Annotated in this window: 15 protein-coding genes; 8 read left to right on the top strand and 7 right to left on the bottom strand. The window is 38.1% G+C overall.

Features of this window, described 5'->3' with window-relative positions; translation table 11 throughout:
- Positions 1-211 precede the first annotated feature (211 nt).
- From BTO23_RS16850 to BTO23_RS16870, 5 genes are all read left to right on the top strand, one after another.
- Entirely contained in the window at positions 212-685 is a 474-nt protein-coding gene (locus BTO23_RS16850) for a hypothetical protein (protein WP_060992819.1), read from the top strand.
- A gap of 284 nt (positions 686-969) precedes the next feature.
- The gene (locus tag BTO23_RS16855; protein WP_060992818.1) at positions 970-1,239 is read left to right on the top strand and encodes a PTS sugar transporter subunit IIB; all 270 of its coding nucleotides are present in this window, start codon (positions 970-972) and stop codon (positions 1,237-1,239) included.
- A 12-nt stretch (positions 1,240-1,251) separates the two neighbouring features.
- A complete protein-coding gene (locus BTO23_RS16860; protein WP_060992817.1) occupies positions 1,252-2,508 on the top strand; it encodes a PTS ascorbate transporter subunit IIC in 1,257 nt (418 codons plus the stop codon).
- A complete protein-coding gene (locus tag BTO23_RS16865) occupies positions 2,505-2,954 on the top strand; it encodes a PTS sugar transporter subunit IIA (RefSeq protein WP_060992816.1) in 450 nt (149 codons plus the stop codon). Before BTO23_RS16860 ends, BTO23_RS16865 begins: the two co-directional genes overlap by 4 nt.
- Positions 2,955-3,125: 171 nt before the next feature.
- Positions 3,126-3,917, top strand: a complete 792-nt coding sequence (locus tag BTO23_RS16870) for an ABC transporter permease (protein ID WP_061004254.1) — start codon at positions 3,126-3,128, stop codon at positions 3,915-3,917.
- 29 nt (positions 3,918-3,946) lie between these two features.
- Here BTO23_RS16870 and BTO23_RS16875 read toward each other — a convergent pair whose 3' ends face one another.
- Together BTO23_RS16875 and BTO23_RS16880 are read right to left on the bottom strand one after the other, a co-directional pair.
- Entirely contained in the window at positions 3,947-4,927 is a 981-nt protein-coding gene (locus BTO23_RS16875) for a DUF2955 domain-containing protein (protein ID WP_105064102.1), read from the bottom strand.
- A 15-nt stretch (positions 4,928-4,942) separates the two neighbouring features.
- Positions 4,943-5,989 carry an HlyD family secretion protein gene (locus BTO23_RS16880; RefSeq protein WP_105064103.1) on the bottom strand — a complete coding sequence of 349 codons (1,047 nt, stop codon included), beginning with the start codon at positions 5,987-5,989 and terminating at the stop codon, positions 4,943-4,945.
- 235 nt (positions 5,990-6,224) lie between these two features.
- On the opposite strand from BTO23_RS16880, the gene BTO23_RS16885 reads away from it, so the two are divergent.
- A complete protein-coding gene (locus BTO23_RS16885) occupies positions 6,225-7,277 on the top strand; it encodes an aldo/keto reductase (protein WP_105064104.1) in 1,053 nt (350 codons plus the stop codon).
- A 78-nt stretch (positions 7,278-7,355) separates the two neighbouring features.
- Here the strand turns inward: BTO23_RS16885 and BTO23_RS16890 are convergent, their stop codons facing one another.
- Positions 7,356-10,412, bottom strand: a complete 3,057-nt coding sequence (locus BTO23_RS16890) for a DUF748 domain-containing protein (RefSeq protein WP_105064105.1) — start codon at positions 10,410-10,412, stop codon at positions 7,356-7,358.
- A gap of 363 nt (positions 10,413-10,775) precedes the next feature.
- On the opposite strand from BTO23_RS16890, the gene BTO23_RS16895 reads away from it, so the two are divergent.
- Entirely contained in the window at positions 10,776-11,681 is a 906-nt protein-coding gene (locus BTO23_RS16895) for a M15 family metallopeptidase (protein ID WP_105064106.1), read from the top strand.
- Between the two features lie 86 nt (positions 11,682-11,767).
- Here BTO23_RS16895 and BTO23_RS16900 read toward each other — a convergent pair whose 3' ends face one another.
- The 4 genes from BTO23_RS16900 to speA all read right to left on the bottom strand — a co-directional run bounded on the left by BTO23_RS16900 (position 11,768) and on the right by speA (position 16,777).
- Positions 11,768-13,123 carry a hypothetical protein gene (locus BTO23_RS16900; RefSeq protein WP_061012585.1) on the bottom strand — a complete coding sequence of 452 codons (1,356 nt, stop codon included), beginning with the start codon at positions 13,121-13,123 and terminating at the stop codon, positions 11,768-11,770.
- A complete protein-coding gene (locus tag BTO23_RS16905) occupies positions 13,116-13,640 on the bottom strand; it encodes a hypothetical protein (protein ID WP_061012584.1) in 525 nt (174 codons plus the stop codon). The genes BTO23_RS16900 and BTO23_RS16905 overlap by 8 nt, the downstream gene beginning before the upstream one ends.
- A gap of 318 nt (positions 13,641-13,958) precedes the next feature.
- Positions 13,959-14,885, bottom strand: a complete 927-nt coding sequence (speB, locus tag BTO23_RS16910) for an agmatinase (RefSeq protein WP_060992808.1) — start codon at positions 14,883-14,885, stop codon at positions 13,959-13,961.
- The gene (speA, locus tag BTO23_RS16915; RefSeq protein ID WP_172794756.1) at positions 14,885-16,777 is read right to left on the bottom strand and encodes an arginine decarboxylase; all 1,893 of its coding nucleotides are present in this window, start codon (positions 16,775-16,777) and stop codon (positions 14,885-14,887) included. The genes speB and speA overlap by 1 nt, the downstream gene beginning before the upstream one ends.
- A gap of 342 nt (positions 16,778-17,119) precedes the next feature.
- On the opposite strand from speA, the gene BTO23_RS16920 reads away from it, so the two are divergent.
- Positions 17,120-18,379, top strand: coding sequence for a hydroxymethylglutaryl-CoA reductase (locus BTO23_RS16920; protein ID WP_105064107.1), 1,260 nt, complete (start codon positions 17,120-17,122; stop codon positions 18,377-18,379).
- Positions 18,380-18,393 lie beyond the last annotated feature (14 nt).

Below are 18,393 nucleotides of genomic sequence, written 5' to 3' on the forward strand. Positions count from 1 at the left end.
AAACCCACTTTAATGCTTAACGGAAGTTTTGTTATGAACTCAATAAAAAGTAGATTTTTTTACTCATTATCAGTTAGCATCTCTCTGGTTAATACTCTATTTTTAAATATGAAAGCGTTACCGCTCTCCATCATGCAGTAAAAAAACACAATAAAAATACCTTAAAAATTAATGTGTTTTAAATTTTTAGAGAGGACTCGTAGTGAAGAAAATGGATGCTCCACTTGATATGGTTAATGGAGCTAAATTCAAAACAAACAAACACGGCTATGTCACTGTTGTCGATTATTATAACTGCCATACCGTAATTGTCGCTTTTGATAACACCGGTAATGTCAGGGCGATTAGTGCAGCAAAATTGCGAAGTGGTTTAGTCACAGATCGTACCGTTCCACCAGAATCAATTATGGTAGGTGAGCAATTTGAATCAGCTAAACATGGTTTACTTACCATCACTCAAGTGGAATCAGACAACATTGTGGTGTTAACAACCGTCAATGGTGAAGAAATTCGAATGCTTCTGCCAACCGTCCAAAAAATGAAGGATAAGCTAGAGCAACTTAATGCAGCAAGAAATACACAAAAATCACCAGCATCATTAAGCGATCTCACTAAGCGAAATAAAAAGACAAAAGAAATTAATAATATGTTTAATAAGATATTGAAAGATTACGGTAAATATTAAACCTATTTAATATCTATATTAATGGTGATGATTAAATATCATCGCCACTTCCCTTCTCCTCCCTCTTTCCATTTTTGATAATTGATATTTATAAAAGTTATTTTCTATAAATTATTAACTTTACAACTATCAATAACCTCCCCAATAATAGATCTGCATCACAATCTCATTCTCGCTTTGTGATTCAGATCTTATTTAGATTGTATTTATTCCATTATGATTCTCACACAAACTTCAAACGGTGCAACTTTGCATTTTGATTTATCCAACTGGGAATTAATATTATGAAAAAGATTTTAGTGGTATGTGGCAACGGTTTAGGTACTTCATTAATGATGGAAATGGCAGTTAAAGAAGTCGTTAAAAAGATTGGTTTTGAAGCTGAAGTCGATCACGAAGATCTATCATCAGCCGCATCAAGCAAGGCTGACATCTGGGTTGCTGCTACAGATATCGCAAATCAATTAGAAGATGCAGGCAAGCAAAATATTATTAGTTTAAAAAATATTTTTGATAAAGCGTCAATCGAAGAACAATTAAAAGCATTCATGTAAGGTTTTAATATTATGACAAACTTTTTTGAATTTATGCTCGGCTTATTAAAAGAGCCAGCAATCATGGTTGGTCTTATTGCTTTTGTTGGCCTTGTTGCACAAAAGTCTGATGTATCGACTATTTTAAAAGGTACGATTAAAACCGTAATGGGATTCTTAATCCTTGGTTTTGGTGCTGGCGCTCTTGTTGGTGCATTAAATAACTTTTCAACCGTATTTACTGAAGCCTTTGGCGTAAGTGGTGTTATTCCAAATAACGAAGCGATTGTAGCATTAGCACAAGAAGCATTTGGTTATGAAATGGCATTAATTATGTTCTTTGCTTTTGTCGTGAACATTATATTGGCGCGTATCACTCCTTTGAAATATATATTTCTAACGGGCCACCACACAATGTTTATGTCTATGCTTGTTGCGGTAATTTTATCAACGGCAAATATTGAAGGCACTGCATTAGTTGCTATCGGTTCACTTATCGTTGGTTCTTTGATGGTTATCATGCCTGCGTTAGGTCAAAAATACACAGAAAAAGTAATGGGTACTGATCAACTTGCTATCGGTCATTTCTCTACTTTGTCTTATATTGTTTCAGCTTACATCGGCAGTAAATTTGGTGATACATCAAAAACAACTGAAGATATTAATGTACCAAAAAGCCTAATGTTTTTACGCGATACCCCTGTCGCGGTAGCAACTACCATGTTCGTTTTCTTCATGTTCGCATCAATCATTGCTGGTGGTGAATTTGTTGAAAGCGTTTCTGGTGGGCAAAACTGGGTTGTATTTACCTTTATGCAATCATTAATCTTCGCTGGTGGTGTTTACATCGTTCTTCAAGGTGTAAAAATGCTAATCGCTGAAATCGTTCCTGCATTCAAAGGCATTTCAGATACTTTAGTTCCTGGTGCTAAACCTGCATTGGATTGCCCAATGGTATTCCCTGTTGCTCCAAATGCAGTATTAATTGGTTTCTTATCTTCATTCTCTGCTGGCCTATTAATGATGGGCGTACAAGGCATGATGGGTTGGACTATTATTGTTGCAGGTGTTGTACCTCACTTCTTCGTAGGTGGCGCATCGGGTGTTTATGGTAATGCAACAGGAGGCTTACGCGGTGCGGTATTAGGTGCGTTTACTCAAGGTATCTGTATTTCGATCTTACCAATGTTATTACTTCCTGTTCTTGGTGGTTTAGGATTAGAAGCCACAACTTTCTCTGATTTTGATTTTGGTGTTGTTGGCCTACTGCTAGGATGGATTGTGTCATGAGTTTATTTGACTTAATTGGTAACGACGGCATCGTTATTACCTCAGATAAAAACTTAAATGTTGATACTGCGCTTGATTTAACCTGCTCAGCTTTATTAGCAAAAGGGAAAATCAAACAAAGTTATTTAGAGGCAATTAAACAAAAGCACAACGAAATTGGCGCTTACTATGTTCTTGCTCCTAAGATCGCTATGCCTCATGCTCGCCCAGAAGATGGAGTCAACGAAGCGGCCTTACAAGTAACTGTATTTAAAAATGGAGTTAACTTAGAGTCTGAAGATAACGGGGATGTATTTGTTTCTATCACCTTAGCAGCAATGGATTCAGACAGTCATATTAATACGATTATGGCCCTATCTGAGCTATTCCAAAATGACGACGATATTGAAAAAATCATTAACTCTGGTTCAATCAAAGAGATTGCTGAGATCATGAAGCAATACTAATGCTCTAGCTATGTTAAACGCCGTTGATCGATTTATCGCTCAGCGGCTTTTTTATTCCCCCTTCTATTTCATTTCTTTTGCACTAAAGGCCACAAAACCAATTATTATGTTTAGAAACTTACGCATTCTTGAGATAATAACTAAACCCTCAATGTTACGAGTACAACACCAATGCAATCAGCCTTAGATATTAGTTGGCCACTCATGGGTTTATTCAGTCTGACTCTCCTTATCCCATTCTCTATCAATCGTTTCTATCAATTAAATCTCGCTAAAGATATTACCGTCAGTGTGCTTCGAATGGTGGCTCAACTTGTATTCATTGGTTTATATTTAGAATTTGTGTTTCAACTGGATAATCCCCTATTAAATGTGGTTTGGATCATCGCGATGATCAGCATTGGCTCTAGCTCTATTGTGTCTAAAGCCAAGCTTCCAAAACGTCACATTTTCTTCCCTGTACTTATAGGGCTTCTTATCGGTTTGTCACCTTTGCTGTTGCTATTGAGTGGAGTAATTATTCAGCCTACCCCATTTTACAGTGCTCAATATCTGATCCCTCTTGCTGGCATGCTATTGGGCAACAGTTTGAGTGGCAATATCGTGGCACTGCAAAACCTCTTCACTTCGTTTAAAGAACGAGAAAGTGAATATCACGCAGCGATTGCGCTAGGGGCATCCCCTCAATATGCGTCAATTCCGTTTGTTCGTGCTGCGATGCAAAAAGCGTTTGCACCAATAATGGCGTCAATGGCAACCACAGGGTTGGTTACATTACCCGGAATGATGACAGGGCAGATTTTAGGTGGCGTTAATCCAATGGTCGCCATTAAATATCAATTACTGATTTTAATGGCCATTTTTGTCATGCTGACTATTTCTGTCACCATCACTCTGCAACTCACCATTAAAAATAGCATTACAAAAGAAGGAAAAGTGTTGGTATCATTACCGACTGATTAATCGTTTTCTCTTATTATTGGGTTCTACGTTCATTTGCGTTGAACCCTCTCTGTTAGTTGGTATAACGCAAACAAAATAAACAACGTAACGGTAAGCTCCCAGCCGCGTAAAAACGTTCTTTCTAACCCATCATTTACACTCGTAATATAGAGTTGGATAGGCAACATCGTTGCGAGTAATGCGTCACCATGAATGTCACGTTTAATACCCACTTCATTGACCATAGCTTTGGCAATCACATAGATAACCATCGCTAAAACAAAACCATAAAAGCCAATAACGGATTGATGTTCAACTAAGACTATCGTGAATATTGCCGCTAAAGCACAGCCTCCTACTTGCGTTATAAACCGCAGTTTTACCGTCGCTAAAAATTTTTCACGTGTGAATTGAGAAGCAGCTGCAATAACCGGCACTAAACAAAACGTTGCCGAGACTAGATCTACGATCATTAAAAAACCAATCCCACTACCAATTAGTGCCGTTGATACAAAACGATGTTGGTAAGTGACCTCATGTGGTTCAAACAAAGGTGGTTTGCCATTGCTAACGATAGGAAATAAAGACACCATTGTCTTTGCGACAATTATCGTGATCGCCATAGAAATAAAGATTTCATGAATTCGTGTCGGCATTGAGGCATCAGTGTGCATTGAAAAGATAACCACCAGTATCCAGTTGAAAGTAGGCATTAACATCGCCCCTAACTTGGGTGGTGTGTTTGCTTTTTTTCTCATGTAATCAAAGAACAATAAACTGATCGCCCAAATGATAAATGGATGATTCGAAAAAACCTCACAAACCACCAATGCTAACGAGGCGGCACACAGAACCGGAACAAACATTTTTACCAGTCCTTTTAATGAGTAATCCTTTCCTTTTGTCATGACGATCACGGGGTATAACGCTAAATAAACAGGCGAATGTAATCCCATCAACTTACCTGCCAACATACAAATCGTAACGGTTAATGTGATGCGCAATATTTCATTGCGTTTACTGTCATTCATTGCACAACCCGCCTATTAGTAAACGTATCGGAACAATGAAACGAAATGCATCCACGCTATCCCTACCGCATCAATGATAGGGTTCCCATTAGCAACCATTACTGTTGCTCTTGACCCACTGATCAGATCGCTATTCATGTTATCGACTGCAATTCGAGTTCTTATTTTTTGTTGGTTTCGGATCCAACGATCATCATTTTCTACACTTGCTAACTGATTTGTTGGGTTGTATATATCAAAAATCGCACTGTCTTTACTTATGATTTTTCCATCGAAAACATAACCGGGTAATGCATCAAAAACGACATAAGTTACGTTCCCCGTTTTTAAATGACTGACACCTTTTTCATTAAAATCCGCACTTACCCACTCCGCCTTATCATTCACAACAAATAATGATGGTGTACCAATATTAATGTAGCTGCCTTTTTGCAACTGCAAGTTTGTCACTACTCCATCAATAGTTGATCTAATCTCAGTATTACTTAGATCTAAACGTGCAGAAGACACATTATCACGAGCAATTTTCATCGCAGCATGATCGCCATGATTAAGCTCAATGTTAATCTGCTCAATATTACTCTTTGCTATCTCAATATTATTAATCGCTAAATCAAGCGCGACTTTCGCATCATCAATGGCTTTCTTATTGGTTAAGCCTTTTTTATCTAGCGTAAGATAGCGGTGGTAATCTTTTTCAGCATCAATCAATTCTAACTGTCTTTGCACAAGCGTCAGCTTGGATGACTCTAATAATTGCTCTTTTGAATGATTCGATTCAATGGCTTGTTGTAATTGAGATTCTGCTTTTTCAACGGCAAGTTGATATTTCGCTTTATCAATCGAAAATAAGAGTGAACCTGTACGAATATGATCTCCATTCGTAATGTATACCTCCGTAATTTTCCCTGATACTTCCGGTGCAATATTCGCAATAGGTTTATGAACTGTGGCTTGTGTCGTAAAAGGCGATACATTATCCGATAAGATTAAGAATACAGAAAAACCTACCGTTATCGCTAGCACTGAATTAATCGCGTATTTGTACACATTGCCTTTCATTGTTTTTTGTCTCTTTTGTCATCTTATTTTATGCGCTGATATTATCAATTATGGTGCTAGGAACAATAACAAGAACTGCAATCAACACTTCCATTTATGGAATTATTATCAAGGAAATCTCATTAAACAACCATAATTATGAGATTTATTTTCTGTAATACTCAAAAACAAAAAACACAAAAAACGATCTAAGTACGATAAGATTAATAATAAAATAGATTAAGGAATCCGCTCAATGGAATACTCAACACTTGGTAGCAGCAATCTCTCTGTCTCTCGTATCTGCTTAGGCAGCATGACATGGGGAAAACAAAACAATCAAGAAGATGCCAATCAACAAATTGATTACGCACTTAGCCAAGGCATTAATTTTATCGATACCGCTGAGATGTATGCGGTTCCACCTTCCCCTGATACCTATGGAAAAACAGAAACCATTATTGGTAACTGGCTTGCTGCAAACCCTAAACGCCGTAAAGAGATTATTCTGGCTTCAAAAATTGCAGGTCCAGGTTTACCTTGGGTTCGTAATGCTGCGCCAATCACAGGTGAAGCCGTTATTGCCGCAGTAGATGCGTCACTTACACGCCTACAAACGGATTATATTGACCTCTACCAACTCCACTGGCCAAATCGTACTTCTCCACATTTTGGTAAGCACTTTCCTAATCAATTCAAGTTCAGTGATTTTGATGCGAAGAAAGAAGAAGCGGATATGCTTGAGATCTTACAAGCACTAAACGAATGCATTAAGGCAGGAAAAATTCGTCATATTGGATTATCAGATGATACACCGTGGGGCATTAACACTTACCTGAAATTGAGTGCTAAATACGATTTACCACGCATGGTTTCAATCCAAAATGAATTCAGCTTACTACACGCGAAAGATTGGCCTTATTTAATAGAAAACTGCGTTCATGAAGACGTTGCCTATTTACCTTGGTCGCCATTAGCCGGAGGTATGTTAAGTGGAAAATATCTGGATGGACAAATGCCAGAAGGAAGTCGTTGGACCTATTCACAACGTAATGGGATCTTCCGTGATACACCTGCAGCGAATGAAGCAGTTAAAGCCTATATAGATGTTGCAGAAAAACACGGATACACACCTTGCCAACTTGCTTTAGCTTGGTGTGATCAAGTCGATGGCGTGACATCAACCATCATTGGTGCCACTTCATTAGAGCAGTTAAAAGAAGACATTGAAGCGTTTTCTAAACCATTAAACGATGATGTATTGGCTGATGTTAATACGGTCTTTAGAAAGTACCCAATGCCGTTTTAAATTAAGACTTTGCACTAATAGTAAAAAATGGCGCACAAATTAATCTGTGCGCCATTTTTCTTATGAATCAAGACCGTTTTATTTTGCTTCTAAAGACAATAATACACTGCTTGTATCTTGCTCAATATCAAATCGACTGTCCAATAAGAACACTCGTGATGCATCGACTTTTACCACGTCAACTAAATAAGCCTTTACAGCTTGAGCTCGTTGCTGAGCTAATTGCCCTAAATCACCTTTTGCGACTTCTTGTTTATTTAATGCCAAATTATACAAAGCAATATGCCAACGTTTAGCTAACTCTTCATCAGTTAACTCTATGCCTTTTTCATCTTGCTCGTCTTCAATCTTATCTTCTACTAAACTTGCTTTTTCGCCAAACTCTTGTTTATACAAGCGCTGTAAAGCATCAGACAATTTTCCTGATATCGGCATCGTAGTTGCACTTAAATTTGCTGGTAGTTCTGCAACATTAATTTCTGCTGTATCCGCCAGTAATTGATTAAACTGTGTTAATGCTAATGCTTTGCTATCTTCTTGTGCGCTTACTGCACCATCAACCGTCAGTTTTAGCTTTGGTCGAGTTTCTAATGCTTTTCCTAACGTCTGTAGTTTTTCTTTCTCTTCCGCCGTTAGCGTATTTGTACCAAAATCAAACGCGATTATATTCAACTCTTCATCTGAACCTGCAAGACCAGCAATGAAAGAAAATGGTGCAGTCACGGCTTTAGTTATGATATTAGAAATCGTACTCCAAATAACCGCACCAAGGCTAAATTCTGGATCATTCACATCCCCAGATACTTCAACGCCTAAGTCAATCACCCCGTTATTATCTTGCAATAAGGCAATAGCCAACTCTAACGGCAGTGACGTTGCAACATCACTGTCACTGGCTTTACCTAACTTAAGCTGATCGATAATAACGTGGTTTTCGCCTTTTAGTTTGTTATTTTCCAATTGGTAATTTAATGCTAGTGTCAATTGCCCTTTATCAATGTAATGACCTGCGTACGTACCTGAATAAGGGTTTACCGTGGTTAGCTCAACACTTTTAAAGATAACGTCTAGATCTAAATAAGGCTCTTTAAGTAATGGATTGATTTCACCTTTAACTTTCACTGGTGCGTATTTCTCAATATTACCGCTGATATCAACCGTTGCTTTCGTTCCAGGAATACTTGATACATGACCAATATTTCCTTTTAATTGTTCGATACCTGATGAAAAATTTGGCGTTAAAGAGTTATCCGCAAAGAAGGCTGAACCATTATTAAATGCTATTTTTCGCACACTTAATGCAAATGGTTTCCCTTTATTCACTTTACTTGCTTTTATTTTCTTCTTGCTCGTCGGTTGCGCGACAATCAAATCACCAATATTGGTAGTACGATCGTCGTTTATCACCACTCGTGCATAAGGTTGGTTTAAACTTAATGTATCAATGTTTAATTTCGATTTCTGTAAGTCAAAATTAAACTTATTCACCGCCAACGAACGCCACTTAACAAATGGTTTTCTTAGCTTATTATCACGAACTGAAAGATAGTTAACTTGAACGCCACCACTTACCTCAACGTTACCTTTTGCGTTAACCTCTAATTTTGCTTGAGTATTCACTTCACCTTTAGTTACCGTCGCATTCACAGCGGTTGCTACATAAGGCTGGAACTGAGCTAACTTCAATGATTTTACATCAATGTTGGCTAATACAGCTTGTTGCTTAGCATCAGCCTGACCTTTAACACTAATATCACCTTTACCATTTATAGAGGTAAAGAAATCAAAATCAATCGGTTTAGACAAATCACTTACAATCTGACTTGTGGTTAAATTAATTGGAGAGATCTGCCATTGATTGGCTTTTTTAGTAACCGCTTTCTCTTCAACGTTTAATCGGTAATTTTTTATTTCTACCTCATCAAGAGTGACTAACCACGCAGGAGAATTACGCTCAGATTCTGGCTCTGTTGGTGGTGTGACTTCTTTTTTCTCTTTTGGTGCCACTGACTCTTGAGAAAGAAATTTAGGCGTAAATAAGGTCACTAAATCAGCGCCTTTATCGTCTACTTTTGCTGATACATTAAGTCCATGAGACGTAATAGAAGCAATATTGATGGCTTGGTTTTCAACATTGGTCGCAATATTATTCACAGAAAGATTTGATAACGAAACGACCGATTTATCACCTGCATTGAAGTTCACATCATTAAGCGAGAACATCCCTTTTGCGGTTGAGATACTCATGGCATCATCCGCTTCAGTGTTATCCATCGTTTGTGCAATATGATAATTTGATGAGAAGTTTACTTCACCCGACGTTAATTTTGCAATGATGTCTTTTTCAATGAAGCCCCATAAACGTGGTAATTGAATATGCTGAACATCAATATCACCGACAACTTCTAGCGGTTTTAATTGAACTTGGCCCGTCAACTCAACCGTGCCTGAATCTACATCAGTAATATGTAAACGGTAATCGTTCTTTTTCTCTGCATCCGAAAGCAAGCTTTGAGTCGAAAACTCACCAAGTGTGATATTAATATCTGGATAAGCAAGCTGAGTTCCTGTTACTCCATCTAATAAACGAACCTCACCTTGAGCTAATGCGGTGTGTTTAATCAATACTGGAAATAACGGGGCTTTTCTATCAATGACTTCATCAGTCTTTGGTTCTGACTCTTCTGTCGTCACCGTATTACGAGCAACAGCATCGATAATATCGCTAAAATTAAATAGTAATTCATCGGTATTATTTAAACGTTCGAGATTAATGTAAGGCTTATTAAGAGAAATATATTCAACCGAAATAGCGGCATTAAAAATCGATTGCCAAAAATTAACCTGAACGCTGGCATGTTCAAATTGAACGAAAGGTTTAGTTCCTTCTAAAATAGCAAATTGATGAACATCAAGCTGAAGCGTAAAAGGATTAATAGTAAAGTCTGTTAGTGTCACAGGACGTTCAATCAGCTTTGATACTTGTTCAGGAATTTGTTGCTTTGCAATATAAGGAACAAGTAACCCGAGTAAAGCAGCATAAAAAAGGTATGCGCTTAATGTATACGTACTCCAACGAATGTATCGAGGAAAGGCACGAAACTTTACCATTGCTGCTTTAAGTTTGTTCGACATTATGACTCTCTACTCCTACGTCTATATCGACAATAATATAATACTCATCTGGATAACTCTCGTTTAAAAAATCTATTCAGATAAGTATGACTCTCTGACTATTTTAAAGAATGGCCATAACTACAATAATTATTACTTTTTGCCTGCCGACATTAAGTAATACGCAAAATTTTATCCCTCCCGCATTGGTATGTCTACCACTCTCCCTCTATCAACTCGCAAAACCCAAATATATTTAGTTTGGAATAAGGATCACGCCAAATCATGAGTGAATAATACTCGTATTTTTGTTTCTAGGAACAATTCATAAAGCATGGCATTATCTTTCGATAATCAAAAATACACTCATAGCTAGGACGGTTTATGAATAAAATTCATCTTATTGGTTCATTAATTCTAGGGCTTTGCTCTGCATCTGCGATAGCGGGAGTTTCAAACGTTACACCATCACAATGTCAAGTGATGACAAATAAGAACGTTATGGCACCAAATGCACCAATACAATGTAATCGTCTAAAGAATGTTACATTTAAGCATTATGATTTTAAGGGAAAAACAGCAACAGGTCAGATCGTTGTTTTAGATGCCGTGGCTCCATATGTTGACCACATTTTTACTGAGTTATACCAACAACGCTTTCCTATCGCTCAAGCAAAACCAATCGAAAACTATTCTGGTGACGATATCAAATCGATGGATGCTAATAACACTTCTGCATTCAACTATCGTCCAATTACGGGGAAATCTTCTCTTTCATTACACGCTTATGGTGTAGCCGTCGATATCAACCCATTACAAAACCCATTTGTTGAATTTACTTCTTGGGGAACCGCGACATTTAAGCCACTTAAAGGTCATGAATATTCAAATCGAATGTTACAACGCTTAGGAAAAGAAAACAGAAAAGGATTTGCAGAAGAAGTAATAAATATCTTCGCTAAAAACGGATTTATTTATTGGGGCGGGTACTGGGATACGCCGATTGATTTCCAGCACTTTCAAACCAGCCGAGACATGGCTTATTTAATGACGACAATGCCAACCAAAGAGGCATCCCTATTCTTTAGTCATTATGTAGATTGGGTTCAATCATGCCAACAGAATTACGGCACAAAACGTATGAACGAATTCAAAGACTACACTTCATATTTACAAGCTGAATTAAAAACGACCACCTCGTTGAATAGATTATATAAAGTAAATCCTAATGCCGTTATGCAAGCAATAAACAAGAAAGCGCAAGTTTCACAAACTCGTTGTTTTAAATAAAAACAATCCAGATGGCCACATTATGTGGCCATTATTTACCAACAATTCAAAGCATGTCCTTCATTGCTTTATCTATACATTACACTTTATTTATCAAGTGAACTGGGATCACTTACTAATCTAATTTTATATTCATCTTTATCTTCATTTTTTGTTACGTAAACAAAAAATGTTCTTATCAAGCCAGAGTCTCCTGGAATCCATCGATTATCCTCTAGTATAAAATCCTTACTTCCCAGCACCCCTTCATCCCAAGAAGATATCTGTACTGTTGCTGTTTCTCCTTCAGTATATTTGTAATTAGAAAAATAAACGACATAAAGACCTGTTTGAATTATATTTGGATCACATGAAACGAGATAACGCTCAGGCCCATACCCTGTTGTATTATTTATATCAAGATAACCAGATTCACCAATAGGGTATTCAAAATTAACAAGATCCCAAGGACTTAGAGGAAGCGGCTCTTGAATCGATAAATCTACGTCTCCTAAGCCACTCCATGTTAGCGTTGCTGTAAATAATCCAGTAGAAGCCTCCACTGATGGTGGCGCTAATGAATTCAATGCATCATCAATATAGCTCTTCACTGAAGTTGAGATATGTATTTGGGGATTCAAATATATCTCTAATAAACCATGACCCAAAAAGTCTGTTTCACCATTAAGCCCAGCGGGACGAAATAAATATGGGGGGATGAAGTCTGTAATATTAGGAACACTACCAACAAGACGAAGACCATTGATAACTAAATCTTGATCCGCCAACACATACTCTCCTCTTAAGGTGGGAGATGCAGGTCCGATATGAACAACCTTTACTGCTTCCTCTCGCGTATTTTGAGTTAAAGCGTAGTCATACGCCACATTTACAAATAAATTTCCTTGAGAATGCGCGACAAAAAGTAGCTTTTTCCCCTCAGCAATCCATGTATCAATTCGCGTTTGTTGCTCTGAATAATTTTCTAATGTCGGAGGATTTTCAATAAATTTTGTTAGAATTTCAACAGCTGCTGCTTGAGCGAAATCAGTCAGTTCATCTCTAAGCTCAATAGCAGATGGAACCGTCTCAATAATAATCCCCCACCAATCACCACCACCATGAATTGACTCAAAAAATAATTCATATCGCTCAGATAAAAGCCCTTCTTGCTCTCGTAATCTTTGCTCAAATGTTTCTACAAAATCTTCAAATCCATTGGAGTAATTATATACAAGTTCATATTTAATAGGCTCGCCATCTTCATTTTTATTACCGTGAATTTTTTTCAATTTATTGAGTGCATCTTTAGCTTGTATTTCTGTTGTTAAAACGCCATTAAAAAAACCAAATACAATACCTTGGACTTCACATTTTTTTTCATTAATACTACTAGCTTGAACAAAATTAAATGGATAAATAAAAAGCATACTAATAAGAATAAATCGATTGATTCTAGTCATGACAAGAACCATCTTGTAAACTAAATACCATTCCACTAGCAGCTTTACTTACAGATAAATAGGCAAGCAATCTCTTTTTGGTATTAGTCATCATTGATTCAATTTCACTCCATACAATTGATGTGTTCTTAGCATCAGGTCCACTAAATTGGTCATTAAGACAATTTAACGCCTCCCCAACAGCTACATCCATTTTTCTTATATCAGCTTTTACCTTATTTCTGTCTTTGTTTGTTACATCAATAACCATATTCATTTGTAGAGCCTTAGCCATTTGCATTGCTGCCGTACGTTGCTTCGGTTCTTGGTAAGTGATTTCAATGTACTTTTCTATGTCATCCCTAATGCCATTATTATTAATATCTGGCCCTGCAATGTCATCGCTGCGATCTAACGTTGGTAATTCACCCGTCACTTCTAATTCTGCAATTTTATCTTTAGGAGAGAGTTCATCATCACTGTCATTGCAACCAACAAGAGCAAGAGATAGAAGAATAAGTACTGTAATTTTGTTCATTTTATTTATCCGTTAATAAGGCTGAATAAATAACGATCTCATAACTATGTATCTATAAACCAAGGCATATCAAAACTTAATTTCAAAAAATAATCACATAATTGCAGTAAATCATTTGAAATTTACGAAGAGAAAAAAGCAGAAAGAGGATGACGGGTTCTATTACGGAAGTTTTTTATAACAACATAAAAAATCCGATATTAATCACTTAATATCGGATTTGAAATTGTTAGCAACAATCATTCAAGCATTTCAATTAATATATTACACCGTCATTTCAATGCTTATATGTTTGTCTTTATTATTCAATGATAATACTTATTTCCCAATACGGTTCGCAGTCCACACGTACAGTAATTCAAGTGCAATGGTTGCACCTGCTAGTGCAGTAATATCACTTTGGTCATACGCTGGTGATACTTCGACCACATCCATACCAACCATATTGATACCTTGTAAACCACGAATGATTTTTAAGATCTTATCTGAATTCAAGCCACCACACACAGGTGTACCTGTACCCGGAGCAAATGCAGGATCAAGACAGTCAATATCAAACGTTAGATAGACTGGCTTGTCGCCAACAATGCTTTTCACTTGTTCGATAATGGCATCAACGCTCATGTCATTCGCTTGCATCGCATTAATCACATTGAAGCCATGATCTTTTGGGTCATACTCAGTACGAATACCAATTTGCACTGAATGCTCAGGCGAAATTAAACCTTCGTTAGGCGCATGATAGAACATAGTACCGTGATCATAACGACTACCATGACTGTAAGTATCTGTATGTGCATCAAAATGAATCAATGCCATTTCACCGTATTTTTTCGCGTAAGAACGGAGTAATGGCAGAGTAATGAAATGATCACCACCTAAGCCTAATAATGTTTTACCACTATCTAAAATCGCATCAGCAGCGGCTTCAAGACGTACAGTAAAATCTTCTGCATCACCCGTATCAAACACTAAATCACCAGAATCGATAACTTTAGTATGATCAAATACATTGAAATCCCATGGGAATTTTTTACCTTCCCACGATAGATTTACTGATGCACGACGAATCGCATCAGGGCCTAAACGCGCACCAGGACGACCTGAAGTAGCCATATCTAACGGTGCACCTAAAACAACGATGTCTGCATCATTATCGATTGGGTTTTGTACCAATGGGCGACGCATAAATGTCATTGCATTTGAGTACAATGAGTAATCTTTTTTAGTGAATAAATCGTTCATTAAAAATCTTCCAAATAAGTGTAACCCATCAAGCCTTGCTCTAACTCTTCAAGCACGCTTTGTTGTTCTTCTTTTGCGACTTTAGCCGTAACCATGTCTTTGTAGTTTTGACGAATTAAATCCACATCAATATGAACATAACGCATCATGTCTTCAACCGTATCGCCTTCATTGATGTAATCAATATTGGCTTCACCGTTGTCATCCACATTGACAACTACACTGTGCGTATCACCAAATAGGTTATGCATATCACCCAAGATCTCTTGGTATGCACCCACTAGGAAAAAGCCCATTAAATAAGGTTCATCTGGGTTCCACGCTGGTACTGGCAGTGTTGTTTCAATGCCTTGGCCATCAACGTATTGATCAATAATACCGTCAGAATCACACGTAATATCAAGAACGACTGCACGATGCTCATCCGCATTATCAAGACCACTTAATGGCAATACAGGGAACACTTGGTCAATACCCCATGCATCAGGCAACGATTGGAACAAAGAGAAGTTAACAAAGAACTTATCTGCTAAACGCTCACTCAACTCATCCAAGATTGGGCGATGGTAGCGGTTCTTAGTATTCATTTTTACGCTTAACTCGTAGTTAATACGTAATGAAACCTGCTCTGCCCATGCTCGATGTTGCAGGTTAATCATACCTGTCGCAAATTGATTATGTGCTTCAGATACATCGCACTGCGTATCATTATAAATCTCAATTAGTGCACGGTCATCACTGCCATTTTCTAGCTGCTCTAAGTTACGCCACATATTGTGTAGCAACAAAGGTGCATCACCATGAGGTTCTTCAATCGCTTCAGGTGTGTAACTTTCTGTGCCGATCACATTAGTAATCAATACTGCGTGATGCGCTGTCAATGAACGTCCAGATTCAGAAATAATGACTGGCATTGGTTGTGAGTAAAGCTGACAAATATCACCAATGGTCATCACAATGTTACGTGCGTACTCCGCCAAACCGTAGTTCATAGAATTAGATGATTGACTACGAGTACCGTCGTAATCCACCGCCAAACCGCCCCCCACATCTAGGTATTTTAGTTTTGCGCCAATATCACGTAATTCACAATAGAATCGTGCCGCTTCACTTACGCCATTACGTACATCACGAATGTTTGCCATTTGTGAACCTAAATGGAAATGCACAAGCTCTAGAATATCCAATTGGTCTTCTGCTTTTAGACGATTAATTACCGTCAGTACTTGAGAGGCAGATAAGCCAAATTTAGATTTTTCACCACCACTTGCTTGCCATTTACCTGCACCTTGCGATGCAAGACGAATACGCAAGCCTAATCTTGGTGTTACTCCTAATGCTTTTGCTTCAGATAACACCAAATCTAATTCTGATAATTTTTCTAATACAATGAAAACACTGTGGCCCAGTTTCTCACCGATAAGCGCTAGACGCACGTATTCACGGTCTTTATAACCATTACATACAATCACAGAACTCGCTTTTTGAGCCAACGCTAATACGGCCAATAATTCAGGCTTACTGCCCGCTTCTAGACCTAATTGCTTTTGCTCTAATTGCGCTTGGCTTGCCAAGATCTCATCAACCACTTCTTTTTGTTGGTTTACCTTAATTGGGTACACTAACAAATAGTGGTTTTCATACTGATATTCATCAATCGCTTGGTTAAATGCATTACAAATACTATGCACACGCTGATGTACGATTTGAGGAAAACGAACCAAAGCAGGCAATCCAATATTTCGCTGCTCTAATTGATTCACAATATGACTTAATGGGACTTGATGATCTGCATCACTACGCGGTGATACATAGACTTCACCATTATCATCAATACCGTAAAAACCTTGGCTCCAATGCTTTACATTATACTCAGCACGGATGCGTTCCAAATTAACCGAATGTTCCAAATCTAGAGACCTCACACAATAGGGCCATCAACAGAAAATACCTCGTTGGAATATCGAGGCATAACCCAACAACATCGCAATCCAGCGAAGTGTTGACGGCATTAACTTATATTATTAAAAGGTAGTCCAATAATGAATATTTATCGTGATAATCAAAAAAATTTGTCGATAAATGTGATGTTTATTGTGTGGTTTTATCACTTTATTTTCGCTCTAATAAGCACCATAAATACAAGCAAAATGTAACCGTTTATATCTATCCCTTGTTTCTCTCTCATTACCCAGTAAAATCCCTATTAACATTTGCTGTAATTAATATGTTCTATGCCAAAACTGAATCTGCACCGCCGTGACTATGTATCAATTTTAGGAGGCGATCTCTCTGCAGATAAATTAGAGCAATCGCTCAATCCTCATTTTGAAAAACCAACCAATAAGATCACCCCGAGCCCTTATTTAACTGAAAAAAATTTGGTGCGACGCTGGGGAAAGCTAGATAACGACGCTCTACAAGCTGAATTATTGGATCCACATACTCAAGCCCAGAGCCACGTATACGAAAAGAATATTGAACACTTTATTGGTACCGTCAAAGTACCTGTCGGTCTTGCTGGGCCATTACGTGTGAATGGGTTATTTGCTAATGATGATTATTTGGTTCCTCTAGCGACTACCGAGGCGGCTTTAGTAGCCTCTTATAATCGCGGAGCACAATTGTTAACGGCGAGTGGTGGTGCAAGTGCCATGCTATTAAATGAAGGCGTCACACGAACGCCTGCCTTTGCCTTTTATGGGTTAACCGAAGCGGGACAATTTGTTGCATGGGCAGTCACCCAATACGACACATTCAAACAACTTGCAGAAGCCACAACATCCCACGGAAAACTCAGCGATATAAATATCAGTATTGAAGGCAATCATGTCTATTTGGTGTTTGAGTTTTTAACCGGTGATGCCTCAGGTCAAAACATGGTGACCATTGCCACTAACGCTATTTTTGAATTCATCATGGATAACTCCCCGATCACGCCTGAAAACGCGTATTTAGATGGCAATTTATCAGGCGACAAAAAAGCGAGTAGCCAATCACTTCGTAGTGTTCGTGGTAAAAAAGTGACCGCTGAAGCGCATATCCCTGCCGATTTAGTTAAAAAATACCTGCATACTACTCCTGAAAAAATGATGCAATTTACTCAGATGAGTACGGTTGGCGCAACGCTCAGCGGTACTATCGGTATCAACGCGCATTATGCGAATGCGCTTGCTGCTCTTTATATAGCTTGCGGGCAAGATGCGGCGTGTGTTGCTGAATCAGCCATTGGTATGACTCGTATTGAAGTTGATAGAAATGGAGATTTGTACGCGAGCGTCACTTTACCAAACTTAATGGTTGGAACAGTTGGCGGGGGTACTGGATTACCAAGCCAAAAAGCCTGTTTAGAATTAATGGGGTTACGCGGTTCAGGCAAATCTCAAGCATTAGCGGAAGTGTGTGCTGCTTTATGCTTGGCGGGTGAATTATCGATTGTTGGTGCGTTTTGCGCAGGGCACTTCTCTCGTGCGCATCACAAATTAGCGCGCTAGTTAATAGACTGGAA

Origin of the sequence: Aliivibrio sifiae (assembly GCF_002954715.1) — a bacterium.
GTDB lineage: Bacteria > Pseudomonadota > Gammaproteobacteria > Enterobacterales > Vibrionaceae > Aliivibrio > Aliivibrio sifiae.

Excerpts from the sequence above, each read along its gene's own strand:
- BTO23_RS16850 (WP_060992819.1), top strand. The coding sequence starts at position 212 with ATGGATGCTCCACTTGATATGGTTAATGGAGCTAAATTCAAAACAAAC.
- BTO23_RS16855 (WP_060992818.1), top strand. The coding sequence starts at position 970 with ATGAAAAAGATTTTAGTGGTATGTGGCAACGGTTTAGGTACTTCATTA.
- BTO23_RS16860 (WP_060992817.1), top strand. The coding sequence starts at position 1,252 with ATGACAAACTTTTTTGAATTTATGCTCGGCTTATTAAAAGAGCCAGCA.
- BTO23_RS16865 (WP_060992816.1), top strand. The coding sequence starts at position 2,505 with ATGAGTTTATTTGACTTAATTGGTAACGACGGCATCGTTATTACCTCA.
- BTO23_RS16870 (WP_061004254.1), top strand. The coding sequence starts at position 3,126 with ATGCAATCAGCCTTAGATATTAGTTGGCCACTCATGGGTTTATTCAGT.
- BTO23_RS16875 (WP_105064102.1), bottom strand. The coding sequence starts at position 4,927 with ATGAATGACAGTAAACGCAATGAAATATTGCGCATCACATTAACCGTT.
- BTO23_RS16880 (WP_105064103.1), bottom strand. The coding sequence starts at position 5,989 with ATGAAAGGCAATGTGTACAAATACGCGATTAATTCAGTGCTAGCGATA.
- BTO23_RS16885 (WP_105064104.1), top strand. The coding sequence starts at position 6,225 with ATGGAATACTCAACACTTGGTAGCAGCAATCTCTCTGTCTCTCGTATC.
- BTO23_RS16890 (WP_105064105.1), bottom strand. The coding sequence starts at position 10,412 with ATGTCGAACAAACTTAAAGCAGCAATGGTAAAGTTTCGTGCCTTTCCT.
- BTO23_RS16895 (WP_105064106.1), top strand. The coding sequence starts at position 10,776 with ATGAATAAAATTCATCTTATTGGTTCATTAATTCTAGGGCTTTGCTCT.
- BTO23_RS16900 (WP_061012585.1), bottom strand. The coding sequence starts at position 13,123 with ATGACTAGAATCAATCGATTTATTCTTATTAGTATGCTTTTTATTTAT.
- BTO23_RS16905 (WP_061012584.1), bottom strand. The coding sequence starts at position 13,640 with ATGAACAAAATTACAGTACTTATTCTTCTATCTCTTGCTCTTGTTGGT.
- speB (WP_060992808.1), bottom strand. The coding sequence starts at position 14,885 with ATGAACGATTTATTCACTAAAAAAGATTACTCATTGTACTCAAATGCA.
- BTO23_RS16920 (WP_105064107.1), top strand. The coding sequence starts at position 17,120 with ATGCCAAAACTGAATCTGCACCGCCGTGACTATGTATCAATTTTAGGA.